General features: G+C 61.0%; 16 protein-coding genes (1 of these 16 running past the window's edge). 7 read left to right on the top strand and 9 right to left on the bottom strand.

Annotation, left to right across the window (positions count from 1 at the left end; all coding sequences use genetic code 11):
* Positions 1-4: 4 nt before the first annotated feature.
* Both glnD and IPM54_02960 read right to left on the bottom strand, forming a co-directional pair.
* A complete protein-coding gene (gene glnD / locus IPM54_02965; GenBank protein MBK9258778.1) occupies positions 5-2,734 on the bottom strand; it encodes a [protein-PII] uridylyltransferase in 2,730 nt (909 codons plus the stop codon).
* The gene (locus IPM54_02960; GenBank protein ID MBK9258777.1) at positions 2,731-3,585 is read right to left on the bottom strand and encodes a chemotaxis protein; all 855 of its coding nucleotides are present in this window, start codon (positions 3,583-3,585) and stop codon (positions 2,731-2,733) included. The genes glnD and IPM54_02960 overlap by 4 nt, the downstream gene beginning before the upstream one ends.
* A gap of 323 nt (positions 3,586-3,908) precedes the next feature.
* Between IPM54_02960 and IPM54_02955 the strand changes: the two genes are divergently transcribed.
* Positions 3,909-4,820, top strand: a complete 912-nt coding sequence (locus IPM54_02955) for a hypothetical protein (protein ID MBK9258776.1) — start codon at positions 3,909-3,911, stop codon at positions 4,818-4,820.
* A 30-nt stretch (positions 4,821-4,850) separates the two neighbouring features.
* On the opposite strand, the gene IPM54_02950 is transcribed toward IPM54_02955, so the two are convergent.
* Entirely contained in the window at positions 4,851-5,138 is a 288-nt protein-coding gene (locus IPM54_02950) for a hypothetical protein (GenBank protein ID MBK9258775.1), read from the bottom strand.
* 136 nt (positions 5,139-5,274) lie between these two features.
* Here IPM54_02950 and IPM54_02945 point away from each other — a divergent pair, with 136 nt between their 5' ends.
* Positions 5,275-6,135, top strand: coding sequence for an ATP-binding cassette domain-containing protein (locus tag IPM54_02945; GenBank protein ID MBK9258774.1), 861 nt, complete (start codon positions 5,275-5,277; stop codon positions 6,133-6,135).
* 6 nt (positions 6,136-6,141) lie between these two features.
* On the opposite strand, the gene IPM54_02940 is transcribed toward IPM54_02945, so the two are convergent.
* The 3 genes from IPM54_02940 to rpsB all read right to left on the bottom strand — a co-directional run bounded on the left by IPM54_02940 (position 6,142) and on the right by rpsB (position 9,114).
* The gene (locus IPM54_02940) at positions 6,142-7,071 is read right to left on the bottom strand and encodes a polysaccharide deacetylase family protein (GenBank protein MBK9258773.1); all 930 of its coding nucleotides are present in this window, start codon (positions 7,069-7,071) and stop codon (positions 6,142-6,144) included.
* A 43-nt stretch (positions 7,072-7,114) separates the two neighbouring features.
* Positions 7,115-8,053 carry a translation elongation factor Ts gene (gene tsf, locus IPM54_02935; protein MBK9258772.1) on the bottom strand — a complete coding sequence of 313 codons (939 nt, stop codon included), beginning with the start codon at positions 8,051-8,053 and terminating at the stop codon, positions 7,115-7,117.
* A 155-nt stretch (positions 8,054-8,208) separates the two neighbouring features.
* Positions 8,209-9,114: a 30S ribosomal protein S2 gene (rpsB, locus tag IPM54_02930; GenBank protein MBK9258771.1), complete on the bottom strand. Its 906-nt coding sequence runs from the start codon at positions 9,112-9,114 to the stop codon at positions 8,209-8,211.
* 279 nt (positions 9,115-9,393) lie between these two features.
* Here rpsB and IPM54_02925 point away from each other — a divergent pair, with 279 nt between their 5' ends.
* The 5 genes from IPM54_02925 to IPM54_02905 all read left to right on the top strand — a co-directional run bounded on the left by IPM54_02925 (position 9,394) and on the right by IPM54_02905 (position 15,941).
* The gene (locus IPM54_02925) at positions 9,394-10,824 is read left to right on the top strand and encodes an AAA family ATPase (protein MBK9258770.1); all 1,431 of its coding nucleotides are present in this window, start codon (positions 9,394-9,396) and stop codon (positions 10,822-10,824) included.
* Positions 10,821-11,204 carry a response regulator gene (locus IPM54_02920; GenBank protein MBK9258769.1) on the top strand — a complete coding sequence of 128 codons (384 nt, stop codon included), beginning with the start codon at positions 10,821-10,823 and terminating at the stop codon, positions 11,202-11,204. The genes IPM54_02925 and IPM54_02920 overlap by 4 nt, the downstream gene beginning before the upstream one ends.
* A gap of 117 nt (positions 11,205-11,321) precedes the next feature.
* Positions 11,322-11,747, top strand: a complete 426-nt coding sequence (locus IPM54_02915) for a PilZ domain-containing protein (protein ID MBK9258768.1) — start codon at positions 11,322-11,324, stop codon at positions 11,745-11,747.
* Positions 11,748-11,820: 73 nt separating this feature from the next.
* Positions 11,821-13,926, top strand: coding sequence for an IPT/TIG domain-containing protein (locus IPM54_02910; GenBank protein ID MBK9258767.1), 2,106 nt, complete (start codon positions 11,821-11,823; stop codon positions 13,924-13,926).
* Positions 13,923-15,941, top strand: coding sequence for an IgGFc-binding protein (locus IPM54_02905; protein MBK9258766.1), 2,019 nt, complete (start codon positions 13,923-13,925; stop codon positions 15,939-15,941). Before IPM54_02910 ends, IPM54_02905 begins: the two co-directional genes overlap by 4 nt.
* 51 nt (positions 15,942-15,992) lie before the next feature.
* Here the strand turns inward: IPM54_02905 and eutB are convergent, their stop codons facing one another.
* From eutB to IPM54_02890, 3 genes are all read right to left on the bottom strand, one after another.
* Complete coding sequence (eutB, locus tag IPM54_02900) at positions 15,993-18,227, bottom strand: ethanolamine ammonia-lyase subunit EutB (protein ID MBK9258765.1); 2,235 nt, start codon at positions 18,225-18,227, stop codon at positions 15,993-15,995.
* Positions 18,228-18,765: 538 nt separating this feature from the next.
* On the bottom strand, positions 18,766-19,038 hold the full coding sequence (locus IPM54_02895) for a hypothetical protein (GenBank protein MBK9258764.1): 273 nt from the start codon (positions 19,036-19,038) through the stop codon (positions 18,766-18,768).
* Positions 19,039-19,358: 320 nt separating this feature from the next.
* A protein-coding gene (locus IPM54_02890) for a hypothetical protein (protein ID MBK9258763.1) crosses the window boundary here: on the bottom strand, positions 19,359-20,707 show its 3' portion. 448 nt of this gene lie beyond the right edge of the window; the window shows 1,349 of its 1,797 coding nt (coding positions 449-1,797); its start codon lies off the right edge, out of view; its stop codon occupies positions 19,359-19,361.

Here is a 20,707-nt window from a genome sequence, read left to right as displayed (position 1 = left end):
TCACTCACTGCCTTTCTTGCTCGAGCGCCTCGAGCACGGACGCAACGCGTTCACGCACTTCGGTCGTGCGTTTTCCTGGAGCGACCTTCTCGCCATTCGCTTCGCTAACATAGAAGACGTCGGCGACGCGCGTCCCCTCGGTGTTGATTTTCGCAACCGCAATCACGAGACCAAGGCGATACAAAGCGTCGGAGATGGCGTAAAGCAGTCCCGGCCTGTCTCGCGTCATCACTTCGATGACCGTGTGCCTCGGTGAAGCGCGATCGTCGATACCAATCTGCGTTCGAACCAGCGGCGTCGCCCGATCGGTCCTCCAAGCGCGTAGACGTCTATCCGCCAACTCCTGAGGTTCGATACGACCTGAAAGCACGGCGTCGAGATCTCTCACGAGTGACGCAAGACCTCGCGCAACTCCATCGACACCTTCCGTTCGATCGCGAACCCAGAACAGATCGACAGCTTGGACCGAGCCATCGGGCAGCACGCGAGAATTGATCTGCGCCGCATGCACTTGGAGGCGCGATGCGGTGATCGCCGCTGTGATGGACGCCAAGAGGCCAGGTTTGTCCGCGGCAATGATGCAGAGCTCGGCCGCTTGCGGATGGCGCGACGGAACGAGGGCCACGCTCGCCGAGCGGTCTCGATGCTTTCGCGCGAGCTCGGCGTGCGCAGCAATCGCAGCAGGAGCATTCGACAGCACGTACCTGTCCGGCATCGACGCGAGGTAGCCCGGGACAAACTCACGCCTGGCTTCACGCTCGTCACCCGATGCTGCCGGTAGCGCAAGCGCGGCTTCGAGCGCCGCCGCTGATGCTCGCGCCAAACGTTGCTCGTCTCCGGGATTGCCTCCAAGCGCACGAGACGCCGCATGATAAAGCTCCTCGAGCATGCTCGCTTTCCACGACGTCATCGACGTAGGACTCGTCGTCGAGAGGTCTGCAACGGTGAGCAGATACAGCTCGGTGAGCGTTTCGCGATCTTCCACGACGCGCAGAAAATCTGCAATCGTGCCCGGATCGTCGAGGTCGCGGCGCGTGGCGAGTTGGTACATGACGAGGTGCTGTCGGATGAGATGACAGGCTGCCGCGACATCGTCCGCGCCAAACCCTAGACGACGAAGGATGTCGTCGGCCATGTCGGCACCACGTTGACTGTGATCCTTGCCTCCGATGGCCTTGCCGACGTCGTGCAGGAGCGTCGCGAAAAACAGCATCGGTTTGCGCGTCGTTTCGGCTGCCAAACAACACGCGAGCGGATGCTCCGCCGTCAACTCACCGCGAACGAGCGCTGCAAGTCGATCTACCGCGGCCACCGAGTGAACGTCGACGGTGTACACGTGGTAGACGTCGTGATGCACGCGCCCGACGACGGGCAAAAATTCGGGAATCATCGCCAAAAGCAGCCCGAGGTCGTGAAGCTCGGCGACGGGACTTCCCTTCTTGAGGCGCGTTTCTTCGCAGCTCGATACGAGCGCACAGAAGAGTCGCGCAGCTTCGGGGCTTCGTCGCAATGCTTCGGAAAACACCGGGTCGGCTGCAGCTCGCGCGATCTCGTTGCGGGCCCACGGCAAAATCGGTGCGTGCCGATCCACGGCCGCAACAACCATGCGCAGTGCGACCACGGGATCACGCACGAGCAGCTCGCGTTCACTCATCGTGATGCATCCGTCGAACATGCGGACGCCACCGCCCAAGTCCTCTTCACGAGGTTTCTTGCGACCAAGGACGGGCAATGCACGCAAGAGCATCGTCTCGCGTGCGCTGGAGATGGTCCGCGCGCTTCGGTAGTACGCGCTCATCAGCTTTTCGACAGCCTCGTTGCCCTCGCCGTGACCAAGCAGCGTGGCGATCGTTTCTTGCTCGTCGAACGTCAATCGATCACTTCGACGTCCCGCGTGCGCGTGAAGCAGGTTGCGAATGCGCCACAAAAGCTCGCGCGCTGACGCCATTTCAGCCGCTTCACGCGGAAGCAGCGCTCCCACCCGCACGAGATCGTCGAGCTCGATGGCACCGAATCGAGCTTTGCCCGCCCAGCACGCGATGTCGAAATCACGCAAGCCTCCTGCCCCGTTTTTCACGTCGGGCTCGAGCAAGTACACCGAGCCACCAAACCGTGCGTGTCGCTCGCGTACTTCATCTTCGATGCGGGAAAACAGGCGCGGAATCTCGCTGTGCGCGAACAGTCCAGCGCGCGAACGTTGTTCCAATTCATTGGAAAGCAAACGATTGCCGGCGATGTGGCGATAGTCGAGCAAGCTCGTCGCCGCCTTCAGATCGGTACGAGCACTGTGGACGAGATCTTCGACCGTGCCGACCAAATGCCCCACGGGCACGCCCATGTCCCAGAGCGGATAAAAGAGCGCTTCGGCAACCACCGTCGCAGCACTCGCATCACGCGCGACGAGACGCACGTCGAGGTCGCTGCCAAGCGCCAACGCACCGCGCCCATACCCACCCACTCCACCGAGCGCGACGGCATCGAATGCATCGCGAAGGTTCGTAGGAGTTGCCCCTCCCGGGAGGCAAAGGCGCCCGGCCTGCGCTTCACGTGCGCCGTATTCGAACAGCGACTGCAATAGCCGATCGCCCAGACGAGCGTGCCTTCGGCCAAGTGAAAGTCCCGCCTCTTCGAGCACGACGGAGCGCCCAGGTGCTGGGACCAACTGTTCGAGCTCGGCGCGACCTGCGATGTAGTCGCGTCGAAGCGCCTCGAGAGCCCCCATTTCGGTCGTCATTGCCGCTGTGGTGAACCGTGCTTGCGCGCACGACGAAGTGCAGTCACGCCGTGCGCCATCCGATGGGACACGAGCCCCATGCTGCGTAGTCGCAATACCTCGCTCGCGGCAGCAATCAAGATGCCACCTTCCTCGAGCTCGTTCGCAAGTCGCGTGGCCACCTGCTCACCCGCAGGCTCGGCGAGATAGAGAAGTACGTTCTTGAAGAAAATGAGGTGGAAAGGCCCCTTCGGGACGCGCTTGACCAAGTCGCACACTTCGAATTCGACGGAGTTGCGCACGAGCATGCCGATGCGCAGGCGCCCCTGATGCTCGTCGCAGTAACGCTCGACCCACGCTGCAGGGATGTCTTCGGCGGCATCGCGTGGATAGGTCGCATCACGAGCAACGGCGATCGCCGAGGCTGAACGATCGACACCGAGCACCTTGAAGCGCCTGCGTGCCGCCGTGAGGAGCATACCGATCGTGTACGCCTCTTCTCCGCTACTGCATCCAGCCGAGAGCACGGAGAGCTGAACGTCGGGTGGGAAGAGCTTGTCGAGGTTTTCTTCCAGCGCTTTCCACTGTGAAGGGTCGCGGTAGAAGCGCGTTTCGCCGACGCGCAACGAGCCCACGATTTCTTCGACCACGCGTCGATCCTGGAGCAGTCGACTTGCAACGTCAGTGATCGATACGGCATCCTTTTTCGCCGTGAACTCGAGATAACGGCGCACTCGGTCACGCACCCATGCCGGCGTCGTGCCGCTCGAACCGACACCAAAGAGCTCTTCGGCAAGGCTCAGCGCCAGATCGACCGCACGTTCACGGTTGGGATCCGGCGGAAGTACAGATGAATGCTTAGCGCGCGCCATCTGGACCGAGCCCACCGAAAAAGTGCTCGCATGCCGCGCCTACGGAGGCTCGCACACGGCGCGTATGGAACACGAACGCACCGACCATCACTGACGCCGCTCGCCGCTCGGGCTCCATCGTTCGACGCAATGTACCACCAGGTCCAAAGTATTCGCTCCCCACATTCGTGCTCGCGTGGTCAGTACCGCCGTGAACGCCAGTCCACGCCGGGTCGTACCGAACCCCGCAACGCATGGCGGATCCTGCGTCAATCTCCGCTCGATTGCATCCAAACGGCATGCGGTAAACGCCTGGCCAAGAAATTGCTTTACACTCGTGAACCATGAGCAAGTCGACGTGTTTCTCCGTGACGACGCTCGCGTTTCTCCTGGTTGCAGGTGGAGCGTCCGCGCAAGAGCCACCGCCGTGGTTCGAACCTGCACCGCCGGATACGCCCTTACCGCCAAACATCACACCAAACCCCGACGGTACCGTTTCCGTCACGCGTACGCCCGAAGCGGGCGTCGATGTGCACGCCACGACGAGCGCAGGAACCGTTCACGGCTACGGATGCAGCCGCGTCGATGTTGATCCCAACGCTCGTTCGAATGCGCCTCACGGCCCCTGCCCTCTAGCGCACTTGCCCCCGGCTCCGCCACCACCGCCGGTGTACATGCCGCCGCCTCCGCCGCGCTTCATGTACCCGCCCCTGAAAAACCCAACGCAAGCGATGAAGCCTCGTTGGGCACCCGACCCGGCACGACGAAATGCCCTGATTGCGTCGAGCATCGTCTTCGGCCTCGGCACGATGCTCTCCGGAACGGCCTACACGGTCTCCGCGATGACGTCATCCATGTGCAACGAGTGGTCCGGAGTGATGTGCTCGGGTCCGTCGAAACCCGCGCTTTATGCCATGGGCACGTTCCTCACGATCACACCGAGCATTCCGCGGTTTGTCGTGGGCGACTACGGCAAGGCCATTCTCTACACGGCACTTCGTGGAGGATCGTTTGCCGCAGGAGCGTTTGTCGATTGGAACGATCCGACCTACCTCGTTCCCATCACGCTGTCGTTCATCGCGCCACTTACGCTGGGCATCATCGATCTGGCCACGACACCGCACCGCGAGCAGCTCGAAGCGCCAGCGGCACGAACCGCAGCGAGCGACTTCCAGCTCCTTGGCCTCGGGCCCACGGTCGCCATGGATTTCCGTGGCCAGTCGATTCCCGCGTTCGGAGCGATCGGAACATTCTGAACCCCGATCGCTCCGACAAACCGTCCGCAATCAGCCCAGAAAACCCGCCTTGCGGCCAGCTTGAATTTGCTTGCCGCCATCGACGCTCATCGCAAACAGGTCCTCGCGCGCGATGAAATACGATTCGCCCTTGGACGACCACGCTCGAACGACTCCGTTGTTGATGCGGAGCGACTCGACCTTGGCAACGGTGAGCGACACGCCGTCGTGTGCAGCGTAGAGCGTCATGAGCTGCCCTTCGGGCAACTTGATAATGCCTTCGTCGTCTCGTTTGGCGCCGATGTCGTCGAGCAGCGAGCGGAACATGTCTTCAGTCATGACGGCACATTTCCGCTCCCCAGCCCCGCGCGTCAAGCGTCGATCCACCTCGGCATTGGACAGCAGGTGTCATGCACGAAACCGCACTCCACGCCGCCCGTTTTCTGCTCGCGTGCGTGCTACGTTCGAGCGACCAATGCAGGGTGCCGCGAGCTCGAAAGTGCCGCAAATTCCGCCCGAGGATCACGTCTTCGTCGACGACGTGAAAAAGTCGTTCGGAACGACGAGCGTCTTGAAGGGCATCACGATGCACCTGCGACGCAAGGAAACCGCCGTGATCATCGGTGGTTCGGGTGCGGGCAAAACGACGCTCTTGAGGTTGCTCATTGGCCTGGAAAAACCCACGTCGGGGCACATCTGGGTCGACGGTGAAGACATCGGGCCGCTCGGCGAACGCGACATGAATCGCGTGCGCCAAAAGTTCGGCATGGTCTTTCAGTACGCCGCGCTCCTCGATTCGCTCAACATCCTCGACAACGTCGCCTTCCCTTTGCGCGAGCATCGCAAGCAGATGTCGGAGGCCGATATCCGCGACAAAGTCGTCAAGATGCTCAACATGCTCGGCCTCGAAAACAAAGAGCAGCGCATGCCGAGCGAGCTTTCGGGCGGTCAGCGCAAACGCGTGGGCCTCGCACGAGCGCTCATGCTCGAACCGAAGATCCTCATCTACGACGAACCCACGAGCGGCCTCGATCCGCAAACGAGCCGCATGGTCGACGATCTCATCGAAGAGACGCGAGACAGGTTTGGCGTGACGAGCGTCGTGATCTCGCACGACATGGCGAGCACGTTCCGCATCGCGCACCAAGCGTTCCTCGTCATTCAAGGGCAGGTCGTCGCATCTGGACCGCCGGACGAGCTTGCGTACGGAGACAACCAAGTCGCGCGCGAGTTCATCGCTGCATCGGGTGTCGCGCCGGAACGCATCTCGCGCGTCAATGGCCTGAAGCAAGGCACGCCCGAGACAAACGCCGTGCGGTATCACCCGACGAGCTAGCGGGCATCAGGCAAGCTCGAGAGCAGCTTCGTCGAGCCGCACGAAGCTCGCTCCCTTGCGCCGCAGCTCATCGACCACGGCTGACAGCGCATCGAGACGCCGCGCGAGCGGCACTCGCAATTCGGATTGATACGGCACGAGATGCTCGATGCCGTCGGATGCGTCGAGAAAGTCGATGCCGTGCAGCTCGATGTTCACGAGCGGCTCGTCCGCACACGCACGCGCAAGCACACGCGACGCGGTAGGGCCCGCAAGCGCGATGAACGTGCCTATCAGCGGAAGCCTTAGCCGCGGCGTGACTTGAATGGGCAGCTCGACGAGGGATCGTTCACCCGCGACGAACCACGGTTTGCCCGGGCGATACGGACGCGACGGCGCAACGACGACCCTCGGTGTGTCGAGCACCGATGCGCTCGTACGACCCACGAGACGCATGGCGCCCATCACGATTGCTTTGGCGCCGTAATAAAGTGGGCAAGGAAAAACGGATGAATCGTACCGAAAAGACAAACTTTCGAGCACATCGAGCACGGTGTCGTTCACGGTGTATCCGGGTGCGCGAAACCCGAACGGGCGGCGTCCTGTCGCATGGGTGATGGCAGCCTGAGCCGCGTCGATGTCGCCTCGAATGGCATCTTTCGACAAACGCGACAGGTCGTATCGATGCGAAAAGGAATGATTTTCCACGGCATGCCCGCGATCGGAGAGACCACGAAGCGCTTCGCCGTTCGCCGTGCGCTGCAAGTCCGAGCCGATCGCGAACAGCGTCGAGGCCATCCCGTGCGCGCGACAGAAGTCGTCGATGCGACGAAGCGCGATGTCGTAAACGGCATGCCGTGCTGGCGCGTCTTCGGCGAGCGGCTCGAGGCCGTGAATGTCGTGGTAGTGAGAGATGCCGTCGAGGTCGACGGATATTGCGGCGAGGCGACGGGGCACGGAACGATTCTAGAAGAGAACGGTCACGCGCCCCGCGTGCGGTTCAACCACCGGCCATCTTGGCAACTTCGGAAGCGAAGTCGGGGCCCTGGGGCTTCACGACGCCTTCGCCGCGCTCGTAACGAACGAAGCGGAGGATCTCGACTTTGCCGCCAGAAGCCTTTTCGGCTGCTTGGCGGAGCTTGTCGATCGTTTGTCCAGGAACAACGACCGACTCTTGCTCCAGAAGCGCCACCTCGGAGAACCACTTGTTGTACTTGCCCTCGATGATCTTGGGCCAGGCGCTCTCCGGCTTCGGCTTCGGATCTTCGCGGAGTTGACCTTCGAAGATTTCCTTCTGCTTGACCTTGAGCTCGTCGCTGATGTCGTCGCGGACGAGCGCGAGCGGGTTCATCGCGGCGATCTGCATCGCCGTGTCGTCGATGAACTTGATGACTTCGTCGTGGTTCTTGGTGGCTTCGCTGTCGGTCTTGACGACGAGAACGACGCCGATCTTGCCGCCAAGGTGCACGTAGGCATGAGCCGCGCCGGCCGAGCCTTCCGGTACTTCGAGGCGATCCCAGCGACGAACCGCAACCTTCTCGCCGATTTTCGCGGTGAGCTCGGTGGCAATGTCGTTCACGGTCTTGCCGCGAAGAGCAAGCGTTCCGATGTCGCTGCCGACGGGAGCGTTCTTGGCCACCGCGAGCACCTCGCCGACGAACTCGCGGAACTGATCGTTGCGCGCAGCGAAGTCGGTCTGGATGTTGACTTCGACGATCGTTGCAGAGCGCAAGTCCGACGACACGATTGCGCGAACTTCGCCCTCGGTGGCGACGGCGCCCGCGCGCTTGGCGCTCTTGGCGAGACCCTTCTTCAGGATGATCTCGACCGCCTTTTCCATGTCGCCCTCGGCTTCCACCAGGGCGGACTTGCAATCGCTCATGCCCGCTTGCGTTCGCTCGCGGAGTTCCTTGATTGCCTGCGCGTTGATGCCGGACATGGCTCTATTCCTCCAGAATGTGATTTGCTGTTCTACGTAGAAAAACCAAGACGAGAGGGCAACTCCTGCCGAGTTTTACGTGCAGAACTGCCCTCGATGTACGGGAATCAATCGAGCCGGCCTTGGGGTGTTACGTCGTGGCCGGCTCGGATGGGTCACTGCGGCTGATCGCTGCTTCCGCCACCACCGCCGCCGCGACGACCACCGCCACGACGACCACCCTGGTAAACGTTGATTTCATCGCGACGTCCGCCGCCACCGCCGCCTTGAGGCGCGCCAGCACTCGGACGCTCCTGCTCGCGCTCGGTATCCTTGCGTCGCTGCATCCCCTCGATCGCCGCGTCGGCAATGCGCGCGGTGATGAGGCGGATCGAACGGATGGCGTCATCGTTGCCGGGAATCACGAAGTCGATCTGATCCGGATCGCAGTTCGTGTCCGTGATGCCGATGACCTGGACGCCGAGCTTGCGTGCTTCGTTGACGCCGATCGCTTCCTGATGCGGGTCGATCACGAAGATCGCGGCGGGCACGGCTGCCATGCCCTTCAAGCCGCCAAGGTACTTCTCGAGGCGCTCACGCTCTTTCTCGAGACGCGACACTTCCTTCTTCAGGAGCTGTTCGTACGTCCCGTCTTCCTTCATGCGCTCGAGCGTGCGGAGGCGGTCGAGGCCCTGCTTGATCGTGCGGAAGTTCGTGAGCGTTCCACCGAGCCAGCGGTTCGTCACGAAATACATGCCGGAGCGACGAGCCTCTTCCTGGACGATGTCCTGCGCTTGGCGCTTCGTCCCGACAAACAGGATGTGGCCACCACGAGAGACGGCATCGACGACGAAGTCGTACGCTTTCTTGAAGAGACGCACGGTTTGGTCGAGGTCGACGATGTGGATGCCGTTGCGAGCGCCGTAGATGTACTGGCGCATTTTCGGATTCCAGCGCTTGGTCTGGTGACCGAAGTGCACGCCTGCATCGAGCAGCGAGCGAAGCGGGAGCGGGAACTCACCAGCAGCCGGCGGCACGAAGGCACCGGATGCGGCGGCGTTGGACATGGAGATATCAGTCATGACACGCAATCCTTTCGGTTGTTGCCTCCGCTCCCCATCTTCGGAACAACCCTTCTTGAAGCGCTGGCTTCATGAAGAGCACCGGTCCCGAAGTCCCAACGTCGTGGGCGCATGTCGGGGGAGCGTGTGGATTCCGCTTGCCCAGTACCGGGCAAACGGGGGCGCGCATCCTGCCTTGCGAAGTGCACCTTGTCAACGGAGCGCGCCGCTTTTTTCACGTGCATCCCAAGGTGCGATGCGTCCAGGCCATGCGGCATCGAAACATGCACCTCATAAACCATGCACGACGGCGGACCACCTCAACCCAGCATCGAGCGAGTTGCCACTGGCATTCGCGGCGTCGACACGATCCTCGGCGGAGGCTTCTTGGCAGGAAGCGTTCAGCTCCTGCTCGGCAGGCCCGGCAGTGGAAAAACCATCTTCGCCAATCAAGTGGCCTTTCATCACGCATCGGCCGGACACACGGCCGCGTACGTCACGCTGCTCGCCGAGTCGCATGCGCGCATGCTTTCGCACCTGGCAAGCTTCGCGTTCTTCGATCCGCAGCTCGTTTCGCGGCGAATCATCTACATGAGCGGCTACAGCGTGCTCGAACAAACCGGCCTCGACGGCCTCCTCGACCTGCTCACGCGCACGATTCGTGAACAAGGCGCGTCGCTCTTGGTCATCGACGGGCTGAGCACGGCCAAAGAGTTTGCCCCGACCACCACCGCCTTCAAACGGTTCCTCTTGCGCCTGAGTACGTCCGCAAGTTTGACCACGTGCACGATACTGCTCGTGTCGCCCATGCTTCGATCGAGCAGTTCCCAACCTGAAAACGCCACCGTCGATGGCATCGTCAGGATCGACAAACGGGCGTGCGGAGCTCGAGTGATGCGCGAAATGGTGGTCGAAAAAATGCGCGGCACCGACTACGCCCTCGGTGTGCACGCAATCGACATCGACACTCGAGGCATGCACGTCTATCCACGCATCGAGTCGCTGCCGATAAGACCGACAGTCACGGTTGCGCACAGGCGCCGCTTGGAATTTGGCATTCCGGGACTGGATGCAATGCTTGGAGGCGGAGTCCTCGAAGGCTCGACGACAGGCATCGTTGGACCCACGGGGACCGGAAAAACACTTTTGGGCTCGAGCTTTCTCGCACGTGGCCTCGAACAAGGGGAACGGGCGATCTATGCGGGACTGCGCGAGATGCCCGAGCAAGTGATCCAACAAGCTGAAGCAGTGGGGCTGCGTCTGGCCGAACCGATGGCACGAGGAATGCTCGATGTCTTGTGGTTCCCAGCCAAGGAGATTTCGATCGACGCGATAGCGTGGCGGCTGCTCGACAAAATCGAGCAGGGCGGGATAAAACGTGTCGTCATCGATGGAATTGACGGCTTTCAAGCAATGCTGGCGTATCCCGAACGTCTCCTGCGGTTTTACACGGCGCTCGTCACGCGACTCGCAGCACTCGGTGCGACGACCGTCATGACGGAAGCTTCGTGGGCTGCACCGACCGGACTGGAGACGGTTGCGAGCACGTCGGTGAACAACCTGCTCGTGCTCGACGAAGCCTCGAGTGGTCGGCACGTTCGTCGAACCATCGAGACGCTCAAGGTGCAGGCGGGACCGCACGATATGGCGCCGCGACGCATTCACATATCGAACAAGGGTTTGTCCGTCGACCGGCCATTGCGCGGTCGACTCCGCGGGGACAAACCGTGAGAACGATTCTGATCGTCGATGACGAGTTCGACATCGTGGACGTCCTTGGTGACCTACTCACGGCGGAGGGATACCAAGTCGTCACCGCTTCGAATGGTCGCGAGGGACTCATGCGTCTGCGCGATACGCAGGTGGATCTGGTGCTACTCGACTGCATGATGCCGGTGGTCGACGGGCCGGAAATGCTGCGCATGATGCGTGAAGAAGAATCGCTTCCCAAGATCCCCGTGGTCATGATGAGCGCCGCCGAAGTGCGACGGCAGGTGCAAGACCTCGGATGCAGCGCCTTTCTCAAGAAACCATTCGACCTCAACACTCTTCTCGAAACGGTGGCTCGGTTGGTCGACGACGGAAACAAGAAAAACCCTGCTTCGCAGTGACGTTGTCGCGAGCATCGACACTGCATCGTTTGCGGAGCTCTTGTCAGAACGCCCGATCGCGCGGGATGATGTCGCCGTGCGCGCTGCTTTCCGAGTGCGCCTGCCAGGGTGTTGCTCATGAGCGACCAAGAACATGAAGTTCGCGCGACGGCCTCGGACCTTCCTCCTCCTTCCGCATCGGAACGGCGCGTCGCGTTGCGACACCAGGCGTTTTTCCCAGCGGAAGTCGATGTAGGAAACGGCATCAGACGCACCGCCTTGATCCGTGACCTCAGCGTCACCGGCGTGCTCATGTTGACGCGGGCGCGCGTGAACATCGGCGACGACATCACGCTGCACCTGTACCTCACGGGTGATCCGAACAAATCGCGTGACGTCAAAGGACGTGTCGTACGCGACGAACGACGCAGCTTCGATGTGTCCGACGTGTGGCCCTATGCCGTCGCCGTACATTTTTCGGAACCGTTTCCCGAAAACGAGCTCGCGGACGTGAGAGCACTCGCGGAAAAGCAGGCACGTCTCACCGGTTCCAAGAGCGGCTGAAGCGCTCCAAATCGCCCTGCGTGCTCCTTGCTTGGGGGTCGCATGATGGCCGCTGCGCGCGTACACTCGACACGTGCAATCGACCTATCTTCACTTCTTGAAAATCGCCGTTCCGACCGCCGCGCCGCTGCTATTCGTTCTTGGTGCGTGCATCGCGAGCGCCCCGGAAGGCGTCCGGCGACAAACCGATCAAGACGACGAAGACTTGATCAATTTCGATGGTGGGTCCTTCCCGATCGACGCGACGCCCGACGTAGGCGCCACCGATCCGTATGCCGTCATCGGCGCAGACCCGGCGCACGGTCCGTTCACCGGGGGTCAACGAGTTCTCATTCGCGGCAACGGCTTTACGTCGAAAACGCGCGTATGGTTTGGCGCGGTCGAAGCGGACAGCACCACCATGGTGCCGATCGATCCGACTCGACTTCAAATCACCGTTCCCCCGGGAGACGCCGGACCCGTCACGCTCGCGGTGCAAAAAGGCGACGATGATTCGACGAGGCGCACGCTTGCAGGTGGATATGCGTACGATGCCATTTTGGCGAACCCTTCGAGCGGTCCCGTTGCAGGCGGTACGGTCATCGAAATCAATGGGCAAGGGACGAATTTCACGGGCGCTAGCATTGCCAAGATCGGCGGCAAACCCTGCTCGACGCTCACCGTCAATTCGCCAACATCACTCACGTGTACGGTGCCCAAAGGCACACCTGGCGCCAAACCTCTGTCCGTCGATCCCGGCGACGGACAAACCATCGTCGTGCTCGATGGATACACCTACGAAGACAGCACCGATGGCTTCAAAGGAGGTCTTTCGGGCGCGCCTTTGGCTGGCAATCTCAAGGTGCTCGTTTTCAATAACTTCACGGGGGATCCCGTCGTCGGTGCCTACGTCATCGTGGGAACCGACATGGCTACGGGACTCGTTTCGCAAGCCAATGCGACCGGCGTTGCCGTCTTTTCGGACCCGTCGCTCAATTCGCCACGCACCGTGACGATTGCGGGCCGGTGCCACAGCCCCATCACGTTCGTCGACGTCCCGGTCGATACGGTCACCGTGTACCTCGATCCCGTGCTCAGCCCGCTGTGCATCGCGGATGGGGATCCTCCACCGGTCGGGGGCAAACCGTCCACACCGAGCGCCATTCGCGGAGAATTGGTTTGGCAGGGTGGAAGTGAATTCAAGAAGGCAGCTTGGCTCAACATACCTGCACCTGGCCCAGGCGAACGGGAAGCCGCCTACGTGTTCCACGCCATGTCCGATCCGGCGATGAATTTCCAGCTACCAGCGGCGACATCTGCGGTTTTACCGGATTCGCCCGGAGACATCGGTTATGAATTTCAATTGACGAGTTATGCGGGAAATCGTGCCCTGTACGCTTTGGCTGGGATCGAGACGACCAATCCGGCGGCGCGCAAATTCACGGCCTATGCCATGGGCACCGTCAAAGGCGTCAGTGTCCTGCCCGGGCTCGTGACGGACGACGTGTACATCACGATGGACCGCACGCTCGACCAAGCCCTCACGATGGACATCACGCCGCCTTCACCCGGTCCGAAAGGCCCCGATCGCGTGCGCGCCACGGTGTCCGTCATGCTCGGCAATGACGGGTTCGCGATTTTCCCCGCGGGTCAAAAGTCACCCCTTTTGCCGCTTTCGCAGCCCATTTCATTCGTCGGTTTGCCTGCACTCGACGGGTCGCTCGCCGGATCCGCCTATTATTCCACGGCACGCGCGGTCACGGGTTTGCAAGGTTCGGCGCCCATGTCCGTCGTGGGTCGCGTGCTGACGACGAGCACCTCGGTCAATCCCATACTCGAAGGATTCGTCGGCATTCCGCTGCTCGAAACCCCCGCAGCAGGTAGCGGTTGGGACGGGCGCCATTTGGCCGTCAAGTACGGCAGTGGTGGATCGGCCATCGACTTGTCGGTGTATGAAGTCGGCAGCGGCGATGGGCTGATTGAATGGACCATCGTCGTACCGAAAGGTGCCAACTCCATCGAAGTGCCGGATTTGTCGGTCTTTCCCTTCCCGGATGGGGGTTTGCCCTCCGGCCCTGTCACCATTGGCGTTCATGGAGCTCGCGTCGACGGTTTTTCGTACGGAAAACTCAAATATCGTGACATCCGCCCTGCGGGCATGACGGCCTACTCGCTCGACTACTTCAATTCGTTCCTATGACCACCCAACGCAAGCACCAAGGCCGCCGTCGTCTTGCGCGACGTACCGTGACCGCATTCTTCATCGTGGCGGTCGCGAGCTGCTTCGACAAATCCACACGGTGGGAAGAGGTCGATCCCAAGGCGCCTCCTCCGCCTTTGTGCGAGCTGGGTCAAAAGCGCTGCACGCAAACGGGCATCGAAGTCTGCACGGATCAAGGCTCGGGCGCCCTTGCATGGACGGTCTCTGACGATTGCGCCGCCGCCGGGCTGCTTTGCGTGCCCACCATTTTCGAATGCAAGAAGTGCATTCCCAATACGACGTCGTGCGACGGACAGGACGTCGTGAGTTGCGACGAAAGCGGCATGGTGACGACGTACGTCGACACGTGCGACGCGACCAATGGCATTGCGTGTCGCGCGGGATTCTGCACGGATCTTTGCGGGCGCGCCATCATCGAAAAAAGCAACGTCGGTTGCGAATATTGGGCCGTCGACCTCGACAATGCGATGATCGACCCTACGAGCAATGCGGCGGGGCAACAATTCGCGGTCGTCATTTCCAATCCGCACCCGGACGTGCCCGTCTCCATTCGCATCGCGCAAGACGATGGCGCGCCGGGGAGTGCCCCCGCGCCTTATGACATCGCAACCGCCGTCATCGCCCCGCTCAACCTTGCCGTTTTCAAATTGGGCCCGCGTGAAGTCGATGGTAGCCCCGAAGGCCAATTCAACACCGGCACGCATACGGCCCTGACACGCCACGCATTCCGCATTCGCGCCGACTTCCCCGTCGTTGCATACCAATTCAATCCGCTCGAAAACGTCGCGGTTTTCTCGAATGACGCATCCCTGCTCAAGCCACGAGAAGCCTTGTCATTCGGCAACGAAGGGAGCCTCATCACGTCGTATGTCGTCGTCGGTTGGCCTCAAACCATTGCCATCACCGATGATCCCGACACCAATTTCAGCTCGAATTACCCGATCAACCTTCGATCGTTCTTGACCATCGTCGGGACCGCGCCATCCACCACGGTCCGCGTGCGAACGAAAGCTCGCGTCGTGGGCGGTGGTCCCATTCCGGAAACGCCCGTCAATGGCGTCATCGAAGCAAAACTAAGCGCATTCGATGTCCTGAACCTCGAAACGGCGGACTTCAATGCAGACTTTACCGGATCGCTCATCGAAGCCGACGCGCCGATTGCCGTTTTCACGGGCGGCGAAGCGTCGGACGCGCCGCATTTCCCGAGTTTGTCCCAGCGCCGATGCTGCGCCGATCACCTCGAAGACCAGCTCGACCCCATTCGAACCGCCGGCAAGACGTTTGCCATTGCGCACAATCCGAGCCGCACGAAAATGGTGACCGCGGCCGGCGCGCTGACGGCGGAAATCCCGGAACCCGATTACGTGAGATTCGTCGCGGCATCGAAACACGGCGCCAAAATCAAGACCACATTGCCCGCCCCGGACAACCTCATCGAATTGAAATGGCTGGGCGATTTTCGCCAAGTCACGGCCTATCGCGATTTCATGGTGGATAGCACCGAACCGATCATCGTGGCCCAAGTCATGGCCAGCCAGGATGCCGTCGGCGTGAAACGCGGCATTCCCGGCGGCGACCCCAGCTTGCTCATCGTCCCACCGCTCGAACAAGCCCGCCCCGATTACGTATTTCTCACGCCGGACAAATACGCATTCGATTACATCTCCATCGTCGCACCCGCCGGTGCCGGCGTTCTGCTCGACGGCGAGCTCATCGGGCCCCACATCTGCGAATCAGCCCCCGCCGACGGCCTCACGCCCGAAGAACGCAGCGGAGAGCCGCCAACGCATTTCGTCTATCGCTGCCAGCTCAGCTTCCCCTTCATCGATGCCTTGGCCAATCCACCCGTCGTCTACCCCGGCCTGCAAAACGACGGCGTCCATAGCCTCGTCGCTACGGCGCCGATTCTCGTGACGGTGGGCGGATTCGATTCGTACGTGAGCTATTCGTACGCGGGAGGAACGGAGCTGCGTGCCATTGCGCTGCCGCAGTGAAGCGCCTCACCCCCTAGCCCGGGCTGGGGGTGAGGAGCGAAACCCAATCCATCACGGAAGAGCAAACAGCTCGCCGAGAATTTGGAGCGTTTGATCCGCCGCCGTCGTCGGCAAGAGCGCCGTATCGGCAATACCCGCCACGACCTTCGTGATGTCGTGGTCGACCGTGCCCGGCACCGACCAAACCGAAACCTTCGGCGCCGAAATGTACACCGAATACGAATGGTGCTCGGACCCCGGCCTTTCGCCAATGATGTGCAAAATCGCGCGCTTGCTCTGTTTGTCCGCGATCTGCCCAAAAAGAATCTCGCCGGCATGATATCCCGCACGCACGCGCCCCGACGTGCACACGATATGCTCCGGAGCAACCTTGTAACCAGCCGCTTCGAGCTTCGTGCGAACGTCCGACAAGTACGGCGCAAGATGATCCTGATCGGTGATCGCATACGCGTTCAAACCATCCGAAATCATGATCTGCACATTGTATGCGCCAGCCTGCTTGTCACGCAGCGTTTCGAGCGCCATGACGGCGTCGTCCTTGATCTTTTCACCCGTCGGCGGATGCAGGATGTAGTCCTCGCGATCCTTCGACCCGGTCCATACCGTCACGGCATTGGCCACCGTATTGACGAACTCCGAAGGCAATTCGGCAAAAATACTCTTCTTGCCATCTTCATAGAGGAAACGGATGTACGCATCCATCGTGGGATTGAGGTCCCATGGATTCGCGCCGTGCCCCTCGGCAATGAAGACGCCTCGCTTTTTGATGTCATCGAGGATCTGCTGCGTCGCCGCATCCGCCATGATCTCGTCGACGGTGCGCATGTCGCCTTTTGCCTTCAAATACTTGGCGTACACATACTTGACGTTGCCGAAGTATTGCGTGGGCTTTCCCATTGCATCGATCACACCGAGCGTCTGGAAAAACTGCCACATCTTGTCTTCGACTTTGTAGCCGAAGTTTTCCCGAATGCGGACGTGATCCTGGAACGCCGTCGTGAGGTACGAAAGCATCGGATCGTTCTTCGTGGGCAAAGCCATGAGATACGCCGGATTCGCCGGCATGATTTGCTCGATGCACCAATCCAAATCGTCGAGCGAAACGCTCATGTGCAGCGTCGAGCAGATGTCGAGACCAATGGGCAAACCGTGCAGTTTGCCCATGGCGATGTCCTCCAAGCAGCAGCGGACGAGCTGTTCCTTGTCGCGGAAAATCTCGGGGCCGATGAAGCCTGCCACGTCGTTCAAATGCACCCACGGCGCGACGGGATTGCCCGCCTTGGCCTGAGCTTCGCCGACAGCCTTGTGTAGCGCTCGGGCAAACCCGTACTTGCGCGCTTCGTGGACGACCATGTCGAACCCGTCACCATGCCCGTTCGTCGCGTCCGCTCCCTGCCCCGTCTCGAAGTACAAACCGTACTTGCCCGTGCGCGTCGCAGCGTGCGCCAGCATCTTTTCCGCCGTCACATCGAACGTCGCATTGGAAGGATCGGTGCTGCCCAAGCTCTGGAACCACAGCGCGGTCGAGCCGGGGAATTGCTTTTCAACCTCGGCCTGCACGTCGATATGCGCCAAACAGCAATGCGGTAGAATGTCCTGAACACCAAACGTTTCGAGCACGTCCTTCAGCGTCAATTCAATCTGATGCACGCTCGACACGAGGCTCGAAACAGGGTTGTTCCCGAGCACCACATCGCCCACGGCAAACGCCCAGCCATTGAAAACCTGCCAAAGGATGTCTTCGGGATGGTCCGTGGGAGAATTGGGCTGGATACGCGCGCCCATGTAACCCTTGGCGCCAATGTTCGTCCCAGGCAACGGATTGAATACCGTTTGTCCAATCTTGATGAGCTCGTCGTTCGTCATGAGCTTGACGATCATGCCAATGATGTCGCTCGGCAAACCCACCATCAGCGCCTTGATGTCCGCTTCGGGCTTCGTGAGCAAAAAGTCCTTGAGCGCCGCCATCGTCATCTCGCGATTCGCATCGAGAACCGCGGCGTCAGTGGCACCCATGACGAGCTTGTAGACTTCGTCGCTCACCATGGGTTTGTCCGCGAGCGCGCCGATCTTCGTATTGGCGAGGAGCGTTCGCGCATTGTCTCGCGTCGTTTGGTTGTCCGCGGAAATCCCGAGCGCGTCGTCGCCTTCCTTGTATTCGTTCGCGGCACCAATGACGGCCTTGTAGAACTCGTGATGGAACGTGCCCTTTCTGCGCTCCACGTACGCAAAAACGTCCTCGCCAGGCAGAATTTCAGGAATGCATACCTTGCCCGCAGTGCACATGATTTCGCCCCCACTACTGCTGCTACTGCTGCTGCTCGAGCTTCCCAACACGCCCCCCTTGGGACCATCACACGCGGCCATGACCGCGGATACGCCGCCCAAGAGCGATAGGACAAACGTCCGTCGACGCAAAGCAAGCGGCGCCTTCTTCGGTTCACTCACGAGCGCGAGTGCAGGACGGTCCTTCTTCATGGTTCGAGATCGAGCGGATTGCCGAGCCAGCGTCTTCATCGTGTTTGCTCCCGAGCAAGGTAACCAAAGGACGAGTTTGCCGTGACGAAGCGCCCATCACCTGCGACGTGCTCACGACGACAAACGGCGCCCTCCGCGAAGTTCACAACATCGATCGTACGAGATTGTGCACGAGCCGCGCAACGCCCACGTGAACTCGATCGTCGCCGAGCCCTCACCGCCCCCCACTCGCTCACTCGGAATCAACTCGCCACTGATTAACGTTACCAAACAAACATCGAACCGCCGTCATCAATAGGACGGGCCACGCAATACTTATTTACGTCAATGACGGATAAATGAAAATTCAGGAAAACAGGGTGGGCAGCAGGCGATTCATCTGTTCGACCTGAGCTTCGGCACGCACGCGACACGCTTCCAAACGCGCTCGCATAGGCCCTCGAGCATCCCGGGCTCCTTGGCGAAATACCGCCGCGGCGCGTTCATGCGTCAATTTCAATAGCGGCGCGAGGGTTTTCTGCTCCACGCGAAACGGCGCATCGAGGAGCACGAGGCACGCTTCAGCAGCCTCGCGCAAATCCGCCGCACCAAGTGCATCCGCAACGGGAAGCAATTCCACAAGCGAGCGCCGAAGATTGGTACGACCGTCCCTAGGAATTGAATTCGATTGCTGCATGAAAGGTGCCGAGGCATTTGCTAGCAGCGTCCAGGTCGGTCGGCCAAGAAAACTTCGCGCAAGTGATTTATTGGTTAGAAGCGAAAAAAAAACGAGCGGGGGTCACGGCATCCGTAACCCCCGCTCGCGAGCACATCGGCGTCCCCCCCGAGCCACCGAGAGCGCTCGTAATTCATATGACACATGACTCCGCAGGGCGCTCGTACTACCAGCAGGCCGCGACACCAAAATCATTTATTCGGCGGCCGACGGAATCGCACGAATCAAACGGATGCCGCCCGAGACGAAGATTCATGGTCGTCGGACGTAACCGGCTCGTCATCGGACGCCGTATCGCCCGCCGATAACGGTTCGAACACAGCGGGAGCGTGCGGAACGTCGACGCGAGCCGATGCCGCAAACATGATTGCCGCCACCATCGCCGCCGCACCGGCCAAGAGCGTCGCCGCGTAACCCCAGGTCATCGACAAGAGCGTTCCGAGCAGCATCGCGATGGCTGCCATGACGCCCGCCTGCGCGATGGCATTTGCACTCGCGCGCACGCCCCAGGTCGATGCGGTACGAACGGCAAGCCCGAGACCTGCGCCCAGACCAGCTCCGACGAGGGCGATGATCAGGGTCGGAATGCCGATGCGCGCCAAGAGCGGCAGATCCACGACGACGGAAAGAATGGCATCGAGCCCCATCATGAGCGGCGCGAAGAAGAAAGTGGTCGCGAGCAACCACCTTTGAAGCCCCGCACGAAGATCGTCCTCGTCGAATCTTCGAGCAAAACCGGCACCCAGGCCGATCGCCAAGAGAAACGCGAGCGGAAACAAAAGAACTGCGGCATCCGGGCGACCGACAATCGGAGTCATGCGGCCCACGAATGCGTGACCAAAGAGAACGATCGATGCTGCAATCAAGCCGAGCGTCATCGAGCTTCGCGTCACGGGAATGCGCGACTGATAACCCCAAAACCGCGACGGCAACGCGAGCGATACGAAGAGGGCCAAGAGGCCCACGATGGCAGCCATCGCCGCACCAGCCGCAAGCACGAGGAGCGTGCGGTGACGTTCGACCATGCCCCGAACATCGCGCAACGTGGCGACGACGCGGCCCTGTGGCACCGCGTGAAACCAGAATGGACGGTCTTCGGTCGGGGGACGTAAATCGGAGGTTTGTCCAATCGGCAATCCGGCCGGATTCAGGCCCGACATGAGCGCTCGGCGCGCTTCGTCCTTGACAGCATCGGGCGAAAGGATTTCGGCAAACCTGTGCCGCCGGCAATGGGTTCGCAATGTCGAAAGTTCGTCCGATTGCAATGGAGTGCGCTTGACGAGGACCGTCGACAATTTTTCCCGCGAGCAGCCGAACATATGCGCCCCAGGCGCGCGCGAGCCCTGCGCACGAAGCGCATGGGCCACGAGAGCAATGACGCGATCCACCTCGGCGTCGGGACGCATGATGGTGAGCGTGCCTTCGGGGACGAGGGCTGCCAGCGTGTCCTGCACGAAGTCCGTGGTGAACACGGCATTGGGGATGGCCGCGAGAGAGCCGGACGGCGAGGCTGCTTGCGTGTCGTAATAGCCGACGAAGATGCGCTGGAAGGTTGCCTTGTTGTGGCGAACGT

The organism is Polyangiaceae bacterium (genome assembly GCA_016715885.1).
Taxonomy (GTDB): Bacteria; Myxococcota_A; Polyangia; order Polyangiales; family Polyangiaceae; genus Polyangium.
The sequence above is the reverse complement of the archived record's forward strand: the minus strand, read 5'-3'. Positions and strand labels throughout refer to the sequence as shown.